This window comes from Streptomyces wedmorensis, from assembly GCF_000716445.1.
Classification (GTDB): Bacteria; Actinomycetota; Actinomycetes; order Streptomycetales; family Streptomycetaceae; genus Streptomyces; species Streptomyces wedmorensis.
The window spans coordinates 213658-227888 of record NZ_JNWK01000001.1; the positions used below are offsets into that span (position 1 = coordinate 213658).

Genomic DNA, 14231 nt, shown 5'->3' on the forward strand with positions numbered 1-14231 from the left:
GATATCCGCAGCCCGAATCGACTGAGAGCGCTCCCAGGGTCTGATCCCGGACTCTGGTCCCGGACCCTGTTTCCGGCCTCTGTTCCCGGACCCCGTTCCCGGACTCCCGTCCGAGCGGGGATCCCGCCCGGACGACGCCCGGGCGGGATCCCCGTACTCAGCCGCGGCCCGCACTCAGCCCCGCGCGCCCTTCCCGGGCCCGCCCGGCCCGCGGAGTGCCGCACGGGCGGCCCGGTAGGCCTCGGCGGGATCGGCGTGCGGTACGGCGGCCGGCTGCCAGTCGCCGTAGCGCTCGACGTACGGGTGCCAGAGGCCATCAGGGCCGTGACGGAGCTGGACGCGGGCCGGCGCGTCGGTGAGGTGGTTGTGGTGGCGCTCCACCGGGGCCGTCGGCGCGGGCCGGAACGGCTGCACGGCGTGCTCCGCGGCGGCGAGGACCTCGGGATCGGCCGGCTGCGGGGCGAGGTGGGTCGCGACGGCGGCCGGGCCGCCGTACCGGTACGCGACGGCCAGCTGCCGTGTCCGCGGCACGGTGAGCCCGAGATGCGCGGCGGCGGCCTCCAGGTACGCGTCTCCGTGGAGGGCGGCGAAGCGGGCCACGTCGACCGTGACGGCGTCGGCCGCCACCGCCGCGGTCCCGTCCCACGGGTCGTCGAGAAGCGCGGCCGCACGGCCCGCGGCGTCGGCGACGAGCACCCGCAGCACGTCCACGGAGGGGAGGGGGGCGGGGGGCGGTCCGTCGACGGCGTCCAGGACGGGGAGGACGCCGCCGCCCGCCGCGACGCACCCGGTCGCGTCGGTGACGGGCGGCGGGACGGCGGCGGGCGAGGTGCTCATACGAGGCCTCCCAGGCTGACGAGGTCGGCGAGTTCGCGGTCGGAGAGGCGGGCCAGACCCGAGTCCCCCGAGGCGAGGACCGTGTCCTGGAGGGTCCGCTTGTGGGTGAGGAGCTGGTCGATCCGGTCCTCGATGGTGCCCCGCGTGACGAGGTGGTGGACGGTGACGGTCCGCCGCTGCCCGATCCGGTGCGCGCGGTCGGACGCCTGGTCCTCGACGGCGGCGTTCCAGCTGCGGTCGAAGTGGACGACGTGGCCCGCTCTGGTCAGGTTGAGTCCGGTGCCGCCCGCCTTCACGGAGAGCAGGAACAGCGGTGACCGCCCCGCCTGGAAGGCGTCCACGAGCTCCTGACGCCGCCGTGTGTTCAGGCCGCCGTGCAGGAACAGCGGGCGGTGTCCCAGGTGCGTCAGGTGCTGTTCGAGGAGCCGGCCCATGGTGACGTAACCGGTGAACACGAGGGCCGCCTCACCCCGCCCGGTGATCGTCTCGACCAGTTCGTCGAGCGCCTCCAGCTTGGCCGAGCGGGCGGTGAACTCCCGTACGCGATCCGCACCGGGATGCTCCTCGTCCCAGTAGTGGGCCGGGTGGTTGGTGATCTGCTTCAGCGCGGTGATCAGCTTGAACACCAGACCGGACCGGGCCTGGGAGGGGGCGGCCGAGAGCTGCTCCATCGTCTCGCGGACCACGGCCTCGTAGAGGGCGACCTGTTCGGCCGTGAGCTCCACGATCCGCCGGGACTCGACCTTCGCGGGCAGCTCGGGCGCCACGTGCGGGTCGGTCTTGCGGCGGCGCAGCAGGAACGGTGCGATCAGCCGCGCGAGGGCCTGCGCGGCCGGGCCGTCCGGCTCGCGCTCGGCGGCCGCCGCGTAGCGGGAACGGAAGGCCTTCAGCGTCCCGAAGAGGCCCGGATTGACCCAGTCGAGCAGCGTCCACAACTCGGAGAGGTTGTTCTCGACCGGCGTGCCGGTGAGGGCCAGCCGAGTGGTGGAGACCAGCCCGCCCAGCCGTCGTGCCGTCGACGAGGCCGCGTTCTTGGCGTGCTGGGCCTCGTCGGCGATCACCAGGTCCCAGGTGCGGGCCGCGAGCGCCGGGTCGCGGCGCAGCACCCCGTACGTGGTGAGGACGACGGCGCCGTCGGCGACGGATTCCAGGCTCCGCCGCGTCCCGTGATAGACGGTCACGTCCAGATGCGGCGCGAACCGTCCGATCTCCCGCTCCCAGTTCGTCACCAGCGACGACGGACACACCACGAGGACCGGACCTCGGTGCCCCTTCTCCTGCCGGTGCAGGGCGTACGCGATCGCCGTGAGAGTCTTGCCCAGGCCCATGTCGTCGGCGAGCACCGCCCCGAACCCGAGCCCGCTGGTGTGCCCCAGCCAGGCCAGCGCCCGCTGCTGGTACGCGCGCAACACGGCCTCCAGCCGCGCGGGCGCAGCCACCGGCGCCGCGTGCTCGCCCTGCCGCAGGACCTCGACGACCCCGGCCAGGTCCCCACCCGCCCGGCACGGCACCGTCACCCCGTCGACGCTCACCGTGCCCGTGAGGGCCGCGGCGAGGGCCTCGACGCCGGCCAGGCTGCCGATCTCGCGCCGCCGCAGCCGCCCCGTCATCGCGGCGTCGAGCAGCACCCACTGGCCCCGCACCCGGACGAGCGGCCGGGCCGCCTCCGCGAGCTCGTCCATCTCCGCCTCGCTCAACACGTCCCCGCCCAGCGCCACCTGCCAGCGGAAGTCGAGCAACGCCTGGAGGCTGAACCGGGGCACACCCCCCGTCGCACGCGACGCCCCGGCGTGACGGCCCCCCTCCGTCCGGCCCGCGCCCGGCCCCTCGTCGAGCGCCGCTCCGTCCGCGCCCCGCACGGGGCCTCCCACGACGGCGTGCGCCGACAACCGGTCCCGCAGCCCGGCCGGCCACCGCACCACCAGGCCGTCCTCGGCGAGGGCCTCCTCGGCCGCCAGGAGCCGTACGATTCCGGCCGCGTCGACCGCCAGGTCCCCGGGCGACGGCAGCAGCCCGGCCAGCACCGAACACCGCCGGGCCAGCCGCTCGACGCGGCGGCGGACGCGGTCGCGCAGGTGGTACGGCTCGACACCGGCGAGGGCCACTTGGCCGGACCAGAGACGGGGGACGGGGATCTCGCCACCGGGCGTGCCGGGTCCGCCGGGCCCCGACAATCCGCCGGGTCCGCCGGGCCCCGACAACCCGTCCGGTCCGCCGGGTCCGCTCCGTCCGGCCGGTCGCTGAGGCCCTCGCGCTCCGGCAGGCACGGCCCGCCGAGAGGCCGGCACCGCCGGACCGTCGCCGACCGCCAGCAGCAGACGGCCGGTCAGCCGCCCCGCAGTGGCCTCCTCCTCGGAGGGCTCGGCGATGTCGAGCACCAGCCGGGGCGGCGGACCGTCGTCCCACCGGTCCTCGACCGCGTCGAGCCACCGCCGCACGTCGTCCGGCCCTGAGCCCGGCTCAGACTCCGTTCCCGGCACCGGCGTGGTGGGCCGTTCCGCCGCGTCCGGCAGACGGCTGCCGACCGGGCCCAGGTACGGCCCCGTACCGAAGAGGACGGCCGCCGGGGTGCGCAACAGGCCGTCGGCCACCGAGTCGAGGAACGCCGGCACGGCATCCCGCGCCGCCAGGAGCCGACCGCCGACGGCCACCGCGTGCGCGTGCGGGGACATGCGGTCGGCCGACGCCTCCACCGCCCGCGCCGTCGCGATCGGCAACGGACCCAGCCGCCACTGGTCGGCCCCGTCCGCGGTGAGCGCCGGACGGACGAGCCCCGCCGCGACCGCCTGAAGCGCGAGACGGGCCACCCGCTCCCAGTCCACCGCCGTCGGATGCCACCCGGAGCTCCGGTCACGCCGCAGGAGTACGGGTACGGCGGCGGCCGCCGGAACCCGCCACCCCACCACCGGGACGGGCGAGGCAGCCGACGGCAGCAGGACCGGACAGCGCGCCGGGGACAGGGGTTCCGGCAGCCCGGGGTCCGGCATCGGAGCCCCGTCGGCCCGGTGGAGCAGCAGCGCGCCGGGCCCACCGTCGCCCGGCAGGAACGAGACGGCACACCCGGCGGCGAGCGCCTCCGCGATCGCGTCGGCGGCCGAGAGTCCCGACCCTCCCCGCGCCGGGGAGGGGGCGGTCGGCGCGGATCGAGGGCCCGGCAGGGGCGGGCGCACGGCCGGACGCGCGGCGGGGGCGACGGTCCTGTGGGCGGCGGCTTCGGCGGGTGCGCCGGGGGGCTCGCTCCCGGCGCGGGGCGGTTCGCCCGCACCGCGAGCGGCGGCCCCGTAGGGTCCGGGAGCGGCCCCGGGCCCGACGACCCCGGCGGCCCCGGGCCCTACGGCTCCGGCGGTTCCGGAGGCGGATCCGCGCCCGCCGGCCCCGGCGGACACCGACTCGGCGTCCCGGACCACCAGTTCGGCCATCAGCGCCGACGCCGCCGCGCGTCGGGCGTCCGTGCGCTGCTTGGCGCGCCCGGTGCCGAGGACCTGCTCGCCGGTGTGGACGAGGGTGCAGGTGTAGGTGCAGGCGACGCTCTTCGGGGCGGCCGTGAACGTCGGGACCGGCTTGGTGATGACGTCCAACTGGGTGTACTTGTTCAGGTACTTCACCGGATCCTGGCCCGCCGGCACCGGCTGGATCCGTGCTGTCCGCCGTGCCCCGTCCGCCTCGCCGGCGGCGGGCGGTTCCGGCTCCCGCTCGGGTTCGGGAAGACCGGCCAGTTCGGCCAGGAGGGCGATGGCGCCCTGGTGGACGGCCCGGCGGCGGTCCCGGGCGGTGCGTGCGGGGCCCTCGACGACGGGTGCGCCGGGGTCCTGCCAGCTCCAGCGGCAGGCGGATCCTCCGGCGGACGGGGTGACCGTGTGCTGGAGTGCCGCGCCCCGCGCGTCCGCGTGCCAGCGCAGGAGCGTGGCCGCCGCCGACTGCATGTGGGCCGCGTGGTCGAGTGCGAGGAGGCGCAGATCCCGCCAGGCGGGCCCCTGGGCACCGAAGAGCAGGACTTGCAGGTCCCGGTGGCGCAGTCGCGCCGTTCCGGCCCGGCGGGCCACCTCGGCCGCGAGGTCGGGGCCGGGTTCGTCCGTCGTCACCCGGGCGTTCAGCAGGCACTCGAAGACCTCCGTGCCCATCCCCGGCAGCGTCAGCCGGGGCGGTGTCGCTCCGGCTTCGTCCGCGTCCGGTCCGTCGACGCCCGCCAGCCGTCGCAGCAGGGCGTGGGCGGCGGCCTGCCGGGCGCGCTGCAACGACCGGGCGCTGCGGGCCGGTCCGGTCACCGGCCCGTCGGCCGGCCCGAGCCGTACGGCCACGGTGTGCTGGACGTGCCCGCTCGGCAGGTGCTCGGAGGACTCCTCGTACGAGGGCGGCGGCCAGACCTCGATCTGCGTGTGGGCGGTCAGCACCTGCTGGGGTACTTCCGGGGTGGCCTCGAGGGCGTCGACCGCGAGGCGGCGGGCCGTCAGCCACGCCGGGTGGTCGTCGGTCGCGAGGAGGAGCAGGCGCAGGTCCCGGGGCGTGAGCTGTCCGGAGCGGGCCAGCCGTTCCGCCTCGGCCACCAGGGTGGTGTCCGTCCGCCCCGTTCCGATCGCCCGCTTGGCCCGTTCGTGCCAGGCCGGCTGCCCGCCGGATTCCGCGGCACCTTCGAACTGCCGGACTCCGTCGACCAGCTGAGGACGACCACTCAAGAGGAGACCCTCCGAATGCGGAACGTGATGACATGTGCGCGCTCAGTATACGGAGCGGAACGTGCGGGGGTGTCGACGTTCCCCGTATCGCCGGTACCCGCCCGGAGGTTCGGGGAAGGTCCGGACATGGCTCCGCCCCGCACGCGAGCGGCGCGCGGGGCGGAGCCGTCGGGTCGGTCTCCGGTCAGCCGGCGACCGGCGCCCCGACCTGAGCCGGAGCTTCGGCGGCCACCCGGGGGGCGAGGGCCTTCTGCGCGAGGACGCCGAAGACCACCGCGAACACCGCCCACATGACCAGCTGGACGGCCAGCGAGGCCACCCTGAACTCCCAGAGCAGCGCGGCCGGGAAGCCGGCCTTGACCGCGTCGTCGTTGTCCGGCAGCACCGCGAAGGCGACGGCCGTCACGACGACGAAGCCGGCACCGGCGGCCAGGGTCGCGTTCCAGTTGCCCAGACGCGGCGCGAGCCGCCGCCCCGCGATCACCGCGGCGACGCCGAGGAGCACGCTGAGCAGGATCATCAGGAAGAACAGCGTCGTGCGCTTCCCGATCGTGTCCGGATTGCCGACGGCCGGCGGGGTCGCCGGGTACTTCAGGAACGGCACCAGGTAGACGGTGGTGAACGCGGCCGCCGAGACCAGCGCCGCGGTCGCCCGCGGGCTGAACCGGCCGACGCGGCCCAGCGTGAAGGAGAACGCGAGGGCGGCGATGCCGCCCAGCGCCACTCCGTACACCAGGACGCCGGTGGCCAGGCCGAACGTCGACTGGACGTCGCGGCTGACCGCTTCCTCCTCGGCGGGCTCCTCGGCGGCCGCGGCGCCGTGACCGGCGTGCGCCCCGGCCTCGTGGGCGGCCTGGGCCTCCTCGACGGCGATGGAGCCGTTCACGGGAGGCTCACCCACCACGTAGGCGACGGCGAAGGCGAACAGCCCGGCGACCAGGCCCGCGAGCATGCCACGGACCAGCAGGGATCTCACAGTTGAGGCGTGCATGTACGGAACGCCCCTCAGTGGCAGGGGAAGCCGAGCAGGTGGCGACCGTCGTGCACCCACTCGTGCACGTCGGAGCCCGCGAACAGCGAGGTGGCACCTTGCTCGGCGCCGACGAAGTACAGCGCGATCAGGGCGAGAAGGCCGACGAAGAAGGCCCAGGGAAGGACGGCCCGGACGGGCAGCGGAGCCGGTACGGCCACGGAAGGGGCGGAAACGGCAGCGGAGACGACAGCCTCGGCCATGATGAAACCTCCTGCGGGAACTCGCGTCCCAAACGGTGGTGCAAGACGACGGTCCACGGGTCTGACTTCACGCGACGTCACCTTCCGGGCCGCCGCGGCTTACAGTGGCGCGACCGTGCCGGGTTCTCACCGGACTTCCGTCTCGCCGTCGTCACGCTGTTCAAATGTCGCCTGACCGTACCGCGTGCGGAGGCCGCCGCCAAGAGTGTGAGGCCTGGATCACTCTCCGTACGCTCCCCGACGAGAACAAGGAACTCGATGACAGTCCGGCTGACGCTGATCTCCCCGGCGACGAGCGAGTCGATGCGCGAGGTGCGCTTCGACGACGACGGCCCCCTCGACCCGGCTGGGGTCGCCCGCGCCGAGTCCGTCGCCTCCTCGGTCTCCCCCGCCCCCCGCGCCTACACCTCGCCGTCCGCACGCTGTCGCGGCACCGCGCTGGCGCTCGGTCTCCACGCCGAACCGGTGAGCGAACTCGCCGCCTGCGACATGGGGCGTTGGCGGGGACGGACGCTCGCCGACGTCGCCGCGGGCGAGGAACAGGCGGTCGCCGCCTGGCTCTCCGACCCGTCGGCGGCACCCCACGGCGGCGAGTCCCTGCGGGACCTCGGACACAGGGTCGGCTCCTGGCTCGACGCGCTCCCGGCCGTCTCGGGTCCCGTCGTCGCCGTCGCCGAACCGGACGTCGTCCGTGCCGCCGTCCTGCACGCCCTCGGGGCATCCGACGGCACCTCCTGGCGCCTCGACGTCCGGCCCCTGACGGCCGTTCACCTCACCGGCCGCGCCGGCCGGTGGAACCTACGAGTCGGCGAGGCGCTCGCCCCCCTGTAGGGGCCGCGCCTCGCCGACGTGCGGTCGTCGTGGGTCACACGGGCCGGTGCCACTCCCGGATCAGCAGGTAGCCGAGGTAACCGCCGCCGACGGCCATCGTGTAGAGGCCGACGGGCAGGTCGTCGAAGAGTGGCAGCTGCTGCGCGGTGAGGTCGGCGAGGACCAGGAGCAGCGCGCCGAGGAGGGTGGACATCACGAGGTGGGGTCCGCCGCTGCGGGTGACGCGCTTGGCGATCTGCGGCGCCGTCAGGGAGATGAAGGCGATCGGGCCGGCGACGCTGACGGCGCCGGCGGAGAGCATGATCGACAGGGCGATCGCCGCGGTTGCCGTACGGGCCGGACGGGCGCCGAGGCCGGTGGAGGTGTCGTCGCCCATCTCGCCGATGCTCAGCGGCCGGGCGAGCAGAGCGGCGAACGGCACGCACACGAGGAGGACGATCCAGATCGTCGTCGCGTCCTCCCAGGAACGCGCGGAGAGGCTGCCGTTGATGTACGCGGTGAGGGCGCTGGCCTTGTCCCGCTCGACGGCGTACACCACGTACTGCGTGAGGGCCGTCGCCATCGCGGCGACGCCGATGCCGGCCACCACCAGACGTCCCGGGCTGCGGAAGCCCGTCCCGGTGGAGAAGTAGACGACGGCCATGGCGATCAGTCCGCCGAGCAGCGAGCCGACGGCGATCGGCATGACGTCCGGCAGGAAGAGCGCGGCGGCCGCCGCGCCCGCCCCGGCGCCGGCGCCGAGCCCGATCACGTCGGGGCTGCCCAGCGGATTGCGGGTGACGGACTGGAACAGCGCCCCGGAGAGCCCGAAGGCCGCGCCGGTGCCGATGGCCACCACGAGCCGCGGGCCGCGCAGCCGGTTCAGGACGAAGGCGTTCTTGCCCCTCGCCTCGCCCATGAGCGCCGACGGGAGGTCTGCGAGGTCGATGCCGAGCCTGCCCATCGACAGCGTCGCCACGGCACCGCCGAGGAGCAGCAGCAGGCTGATCGCGGCGGCGATCAGGGAGGAGCGGCGCACGGGTACGGCCACCCAGGGGCCGATGCGGACCATGATGCGGCGCACGGGTCGCGCTTGGCGGCGCGCCGTGGTCCCGGCCCGGGTGTCGGTACCGGCGTCGGCGCCGGTCGGGGTGTCGGTCGGGTCGGCGGTCTTCATGCCGCTCCCCTCATGCGGCGGACGGCGAAGAGCAGGGCGGGGGCTCCCACGAAGGCGGTGACGACGCCGACCATGAGCTCCTGCGGCCGCAGGAGGACCCGTCCGATGACGTCCGCGAACAGCAGCAGGGTGGGCCCCGCGAGGGATGCGAAGAGGATCTGCAGGCGGAAGTCGGCGCCCACCAGGGCCCGGACGAGGTGCGGGACGGCGAGTCCGACGAAGGCGATGGGACCCACCGCCGCCGTGGCGGCGCCGGCGAGCAGGGTCGCGGCCAGCAGTCCGGCACCCTTCACGCGCGCGGGGCTGATGCCGAGGGAGGCGGCCTTGTCGTCGCCCATCGCCATGGCGTTGAGCCCCGGCGCGAGCAGCGCCGCGAGGACGAACCCCGCCCCGGCGAACGGCAGGACCGCCCAGACGGCGTCGAACCCGCGGCCGCCGAGCGCGCCGACCACCCAGTAGCGGTACGTGTCGAAGACCTGGGGCTTGGAGAGGGCGACGGCCTGGATGAACGCGGCCAGGACGGCGGACAGCACCGCGCCGGCGAGCACCAGGCGGACCGGGCTGCTGCCGCCGCCGGCCGTGCCGATGAGGTGCACGACGACACCGGTCGCGAGTGCGCCGACCAGGGCCCACCAGATGGTCTCCCGCTGCCCGGAGGCACCGAGGAACGCCGTGGCGGCGACGATGCTGGCGGACGCGCCCGCGTTGATGCCGAGCAGGCCGGGCTCGGCCAGCGGGTTGCGCGTGATGCCCTGCATCAGGGTGCCCGCGACGGCGAGGCAGAGCCCCGCGAGCACCCCGAGGGCGGTGCGCGGATAGCGGCTCTCGATGACGGTACGGGTGTACTCGTCGCCGCCGCCGGTGAGGACCCGCAGGACGTCGCCTGCGGACGTCGCCTTGCTGCCGAACATCACGCTGGCCAGCAGCGCCAGGGCGAACAGGGTCAGGCACAGCACGGCGGCCATGACATGCCGGGCAGGGCCCCGCCGTGAGACGGCGGGGCCCTGGCCGATCCGGGAGAGAGTGGTCACGCTGTGAACCGCTGTTACTTCCCGGCCTTGGCGACGGCCTTGTCGATCATCGGCAGGTAGCGCTCGATGCTGTACGGCACCGTGAGCGGGTTGATCATCGAGGAGGCGGTGACGAAGGGGGTGTCGTGGCTGTAGACCAGCGCGTCCTTCTTCACGGCGGGGATGGCCGCGTACAGCGGCTGGGCCTCGACGGCCTTGCGGGACTTCTCGTCCATGTAGAAGGTGAAGGCGATGTCGCTCTTCGCCAGCTTGTTGGCGTTCTCCAGGCCGATCAGGGCCGAGTCAGTGCCCTCGGTCTCCGGGAAGGTGTTCACGATCGGGTCGACCTTGAGGCCCAGCTTGGAGACCATGGCGACGCGCTGCTCCTCGGGCTTGAAGATGCCGAGGCTGCCGGGGCCGGTGTTGTAGATGTACGAGAACGTGACGTTCTTGTAGTTGGGACGGGAGGCCGCCGCGTCGGCGAGCTGCTTGTCGATCTTCGACTCGAGCTCCTTGGCCTTCTCCGGCTGACCGAGCGCCTTGGTGATGATCTCGATCTGCTGGTCCCAGTTCGTGCTCCACGCCTTCTCGGGGTAGGCGACGGTGGGCGCGATGTCCTTGAGGATGTCGTACTGCTTCTGCGTCAGGCCGGACCAGGGGGCCAGGATGACGTCGGGCTCGAGCTCGGTGATGGCCTCGATGTCGAGCTCCTCGCCGCCCTTGAACTGCTTGGGCAGCGTGCCGCCGGACTTGGTCACGGCCTCGTGGATCCACGGGAGGTAGCCGGACTTGTCGCTGCCCCAGGGGTACTCCTCGATGCCCACGGGGACGTTGCCGAGGGCGATGGCGGTCTCGGCCGAGCCCTGGCCGAGAGTCACCACGCGCTTGGGCTTCTCCTTGATGACCGCGTCACCGAGGGCGCTCTTGATGGTGACGGGGAAGGCGGCCGTCGCCGGAGCCTTGGTCGCGCCGCCCGCAGCGTCGTCCTTCTTCTCGTCCGAACCGCAGCCGGTCACCATGAGGCCGAGCGAGACCGCGGCGGCGCCGGCCGCCAGGACGCGACGGCGAAGGGGCGTGAACACAGCAGGCATGGTGGATCCTTGTCTCCGGGCAGGGGGTGCTGAGGCGCCACCGGAGGCCTCCCCGGGCAGGGGAGAACCAGGCAGCGACCATCGCGAGGCGTTGTTAGGTGAGCCTAACCTATCTCCTCGGGAGGTGGATCACCAGGGGTCTCCCGCCCCCGGACGGCCGCCCCGCTCCCCGCTCGGCCGCGGCGCCGGACCGCCCGTCAGGCCGGCGGCTCGCCCCAGGCCGTGGTCAGTCCGTCCAGCCACGCGGGCGGCAGCTCGGCCGCGTCCCACTCCTCGTGCAGGGCGGCGGGGGCCGTGGCCAGTCGCTCCAGCACGGCGACGCTGGTGGGGGAGTGGACGAGGGAGTAGCGGCCGTGGATCGCGATCGCGCTGCCGGGGCCGTATTCCGCGTACAACCGTTCGAGGCGCGCGCGGTGCGTGGACGCGAACTCGGTCAGGCGCCCCGCGTACCGGGAGCGCTGCCGGGAGCTCATCGTGCCGAGCACGGCCCTGAGCACCTGGTCGGTGACCTCGGGATCCAGGTCCGACTCGTCCGTGAACGACAGGTAGAGCGGGGTCATCGCGACCTTGGTCCGCGTGACCTCCGTCCGTCCCACGGGCGGGCGTTCGTCGGGGGAGTCCGCCGTCGGGTCGGCGGCGACGGCGCGCCGCAGGGCGCGCTCGGCGACCTCGCCGAGCGCGTCGGTCACGGCCCGGGTGCCGTCGAGCCAACCGGACGCGTACGGCTCGCCCTTCCCCTCCGGAGCGGGCCACGGACCCCTGCCGACCTCCTCGTAGGCGAGTGCGACGGCACCGGCCTCGACGAACCCGATGAGCTCCTCCGCGTCGCCGGACCAGACACCCGCCCTGGCGAGCAGCTGGAGGAGCGTCCTCTTCGCATTGAGCACGCTGACCGCGTCCAGCTGCTGCCGTCCTTCTTCGGCGGTGGTCATGGGGTCCTCCTCGTCGTAGGGACGGCGTGGTGCGAGTACGCGGAACGCTCGCTTCGAGCCTACGCAACGCCCGCCCCTCACCGCCTCCACCAGGGCTCTCCCCGTCGCGTCAGTCGAGGAACTCCCCGTCGCGGGCCACGACGACGCCGCCGTGCACGACCATGTCGCGGCGGGGCATGTCGACGACGACCTGGGGCAGGCACTCGCCGCGGACGAGGACGAAGTCGGCCGGTGCGCCGGGCTCGAAGTCGGCGTGCGCGAGACCCATGACGTCCGCGCCGCCGTGGGTCGCCACCCGGTAGCACTCCGCCAGTTCGTCGTCGAGGCGGACGTCCGTCACCCAGCCGAGTATGTGCGCGCGGTGCATCATGTCGGCGTTCCCGAACGGGCTCCAGGAGTCGCGCACCCCGTCGGACCCGAGGCCGACCCGCACGCCGTGCTCGCGCAGCCGGGCGATCGGCAGGACCAGGGAGTCGGACGGCGCGACCGTGGTGAGCGCGATGTCCTGCTCGCCCAGGTCGGCGGCGACGGAACCCAGTTCACGGTCCGTCAGGCCGGGCAGGCAGAAGACGTGGCTGACGGTGACCTTGCCCGCGAGCGACAGGGCGCGCGTGCGGTCGATGATGCCGCGCATGGCCTTGAGGCCCTTCTCGCCGCGGTCGTGCAGGTGGATGTCGACGCCGACGCCGTGCCGGTCCGCGATGTCGAACACGGTGTCGAGCTGCTCGTCGAGGGCCTGGTCGAAGCCGAGGGGGTCGATGCCGCCGATCATGTCGATGAGGCCCGTGCGCGCCGCCTTCTCCAGGAGGGCCGCGGTGCCGGGCGTACGGATGACGCCGTGCTGCGGGAAGGCGACGATCTGCACGTCCAGGGCGTGCCGCAGCCGCTCGCGCGCCTCGGCCACCCCCTCGGCACCGGCGAGACCGTAGGCCGGTGCCACGTCGGCGTGCGCGCGCATCGCCCGGGTGCCGCGGGCGACCGCGTGGGACATCAGCCCGTACGCGCGTTCCACGACGGGGCGGCGCTGGCTGCGGAAGAGCTCCACGTCCTGGGCGACGTAGTCGGCGATGCCGCTCGCCGGCCGCCGCGACACCCATGACCCGCCCCACGTCGTCTTGTCGGGGTGGATGTGGGCGTCCACCAGGGACGGCAGCGCGATCCGTCCGCCGCCGTCGACGACCTTCGCGCCCCGCGGCGCCGGACCGTCGAAGATCCGGCCGTCGACCACCACCAGGTCGGTGGCCCTCGCCGCACCGAGCACGCGCACGTTCCGGAAGACCGCGGTCCTCGCGCGGCGCCCCGCGCCACCGGACGCGGCCGCTTCGGCGTGGCCGGTGCCGGTGCCGGCCGCGTGGGCGGCGCCGGCCGTGGCGGCCATCGTCGCGGTGGTGCCCGCCAGGGCGGCGGCCCCGGCCAGCATGGTGCGGCGGGAGAGTGCGCCGGTGGAGGACGACGAGGACGGAGGGGTGGCTTCGACGCGCATGGGAGCTCCAGGGGAGTAGGCCGATGACTCCCCGTTTTGTATACCAAGCGAAAGAAGGCGAACAAGGGGGTGATCGCGGGAGTCGGAACTCGACGTGTCACATGGGATTTTCCCGAGAGGGGAGCGCCATCCTCCGATGCTTGGTATACAAATAGCGTCAGGCGTCGCCGAACAGGGACCGCAGGGCGACGGCCCTGCTGTCGCGCACGTGCAGCAGCGTGCTCGCCGCGGCTGCCTCCGGGTCGCCGGCGGCGATGTGCCGGTACATCTCGGCGTGCTGGGCGCGCATGTGGGCGGGTTCCTCGCGCAGGCCGAACACCAGTCGCAGCTGCCAGCTCAGCTGCTCCATGGTGCGCCCGAGCAGTGGGTTGCCCGACAGGGCGACGACGCCCTCGTGGAACGCGGTGTGGGCGGCCACCTCCCGGGTCCCCTCGTCCGCGGCGGCCGCGGACTCGGCCTGCCGGAGCGTGGCGCGGAGCGCGTCGAGCCCCTCCGTGGCGCCCGCCGCCACGGCCCGCGCCGCGAGCCGCGACGCCTGGACCGAGAGCGGCTCCCACACCTCGTACAGGTGCTCCACATCGGCCCGCTCGAGCCGCCGCACGCGCACCCCGCTGTGCGGCAGCAACTCGAGGAGGCCCTCCGTGACCAGGGCGCGCAGTGCCTCGCGCACCGGCACGCGGGACATGCCGAGCTCCTCCGCGACCTCCCGCTCGACCAGTCGGGCCCCCTGCGTGTACCGCCGGTCGACGATGCGCTGGAGCACCGCCTCCCGTGCCCGCGCGCCGAGCGGCGCCGCTGTCGGCGGGTCCGCGAGGGGTGCGTCCTTGAGGGGTGCGGCCGCGCCGCCGTCGGCGGCCGCCGCGCCGGTCCCGCGTCTGTCCGACACCGTTCTTGTCCTCTTCCGTCCGTCGTCGGGCATGCCGGGCCGAGGATACGTCGGCCCTTCCCGCGTGTGTCCCCCGACTGGCCCTGCCCCGCCTGTGGT

At 74.3% G+C, this 14231-nt stretch carries 11 protein-coding genes; 1 reads left to right on the top strand and 10 read right to left on the bottom strand.

The genetic code is table 11. The annotated features are described in order from the left end of the window. Nucleotides 1–174 precede the first annotated feature (174 nt). The 4 genes from OO54_RS00850 to OO54_RS00865 form a co-directional block, all read right to left on the bottom strand. A complete protein-coding gene (locus OO54_RS00850; protein WP_033200920.1) occupies nucleotides 175–837 on the bottom strand; it encodes a hypothetical protein in 663 nt (220 codons plus the stop codon). After that, a complete protein-coding gene (locus tag OO54_RS48250; RefSeq protein ID WP_051786621.1) occupies nucleotides 834–5510 on the bottom strand; it encodes a DEAD/DEAH box helicase in 4677 nt (1558 codons plus the stop codon). Before OO54_RS48250 ends, OO54_RS00850 begins: the two co-directional genes overlap by 4 nt. A gap of 184 nt (nucleotides 5511–5694) precedes the next feature. Then, entirely contained in the window at nucleotides 5695–6501 is an 807-nt protein-coding gene (locus tag OO54_RS00860; protein ID WP_033200921.1) for a CbtA family protein, read from the bottom strand. A gap of 14 nt (nucleotides 6502–6515) precedes the next feature. Continuing rightward, nucleotides 6516–6743, bottom strand: a complete 228-nt coding sequence (locus OO54_RS00865) for a CbtB domain-containing protein (protein WP_017236531.1) — start codon at nucleotides 6741–6743, stop codon at nucleotides 6516–6518. Nucleotides 6744–7001: 258 nt separating this feature from the next. Between OO54_RS00865 and OO54_RS00870 the strand changes: the two genes are divergently transcribed. Beyond that, nucleotides 7002–7574 carry a histidine phosphatase family protein gene (locus tag OO54_RS00870; protein WP_033200922.1) on the top strand — a complete coding sequence of 191 codons (573 nt, stop codon included), beginning with the start codon at nucleotides 7002–7004 and terminating at the stop codon, nucleotides 7572–7574. A 34-nt stretch (nucleotides 7575–7608) separates the two neighbouring features. Here OO54_RS00870 and OO54_RS00875 read toward each other — a convergent pair whose 3' ends face one another. The 6 genes from OO54_RS00875 to OO54_RS00900 all read right to left on the bottom strand — a co-directional run bounded on the left by OO54_RS00875 (nucleotide 7609) and on the right by OO54_RS00900 (nucleotide 14165). Further along, nucleotides 7609–8625: a FecCD family ABC transporter permease gene (locus OO54_RS00875; protein ID WP_051786641.1), complete on the bottom strand. Its 1017-nt coding sequence runs from the start codon at nucleotides 8623–8625 to the stop codon at nucleotides 7609–7611. A gap of 101 nt (nucleotides 8626–8726) precedes the next feature. Continuing rightward, nucleotides 8727–9761 carry a FecCD family ABC transporter permease gene (locus tag OO54_RS00880; protein ID WP_033200923.1) on the bottom strand — a complete coding sequence of 345 codons (1035 nt, stop codon included), beginning with the start codon at nucleotides 9759–9761 and terminating at the stop codon, nucleotides 8727–8729. A 14-nt stretch (nucleotides 9762–9775) separates the two neighbouring features. Then, entirely contained in the window at nucleotides 9776–10831 is a 1056-nt protein-coding gene (locus OO54_RS00885; protein WP_033200924.1) for an iron-siderophore ABC transporter substrate-binding protein, read from the bottom strand. A 197-nt stretch (nucleotides 10832–11028) separates the two neighbouring features. Next, nucleotides 11029–11763: a hypothetical protein gene (locus OO54_RS00890; protein ID WP_033200925.1), complete on the bottom strand. Its 735-nt coding sequence runs from the start codon at nucleotides 11761–11763 to the stop codon at nucleotides 11029–11031. 109 nt (nucleotides 11764–11872) lie between these two features. After that, the gene (locus tag OO54_RS00895) at nucleotides 11873–13246 is read right to left on the bottom strand and encodes an amidohydrolase (protein ID WP_033200926.1); all 1374 of its coding nucleotides are present in this window, start codon (nucleotides 13244–13246) and stop codon (nucleotides 11873–11875) included. A 157-nt stretch (nucleotides 13247–13403) separates the two neighbouring features. Further along, entirely contained in the window at nucleotides 13404–14165 is a 762-nt protein-coding gene (locus OO54_RS00900) for a GntR family transcriptional regulator (protein ID WP_418953234.1), read from the bottom strand. Nucleotides 14166–14231: the final 66 nt, after the last annotated feature.

Excerpts from the sequence above, each read along its gene's own strand:
- OO54_RS00875 (WP_051786641.1), bottom strand. The coding sequence starts at position 8,625 with ATGGTCCGCATCGGCCCCTGGGTGGCCGTACCCGTGCGCCGCTCCTCC.
- OO54_RS00850 (WP_033200920.1), bottom strand. The coding sequence starts at position 837 with ATGAGCACCTCGCCCGCCGCCGTCCCGCCGCCCGTCACCGACGCGACC.
- OO54_RS00895 (WP_033200926.1), bottom strand. The coding sequence starts at position 13,246 with ATGCGCGTCGAAGCCACCCCTCCGTCCTCGTCGTCCTCCACCGGCGCA.
- OO54_RS00900 (WP_418953234.1), bottom strand. The coding sequence starts at position 14,165 with ATGCCCGACGACGGACGGAAGAGGACAAGAACGGTGTCGGACAGACGC.
- OO54_RS00870 (WP_033200922.1), top strand. The coding sequence starts at position 7,002 with ATGACAGTCCGGCTGACGCTGATCTCCCCGGCGACGAGCGAGTCGATG.
- OO54_RS00865 (WP_017236531.1), bottom strand. The coding sequence starts at position 6,743 with ATGGCCGAGGCTGTCGTCTCCGCTGCCGTTTCCGCCCCTTCCGTGGCC.
- OO54_RS00890 (WP_033200925.1), bottom strand. The coding sequence starts at position 11,763 with ATGACCACCGCCGAAGAAGGACGGCAGCAGCTGGACGCGGTCAGCGTG.
- OO54_RS00860 (WP_033200921.1), bottom strand. The coding sequence starts at position 6,501 with ATGCACGCCTCAACTGTGAGATCCCTGCTGGTCCGTGGCATGCTCGCG.
- OO54_RS00885 (WP_033200924.1), bottom strand. The coding sequence starts at position 10,831 with ATGCCTGCTGTGTTCACGCCCCTTCGCCGTCGCGTCCTGGCGGCCGGC.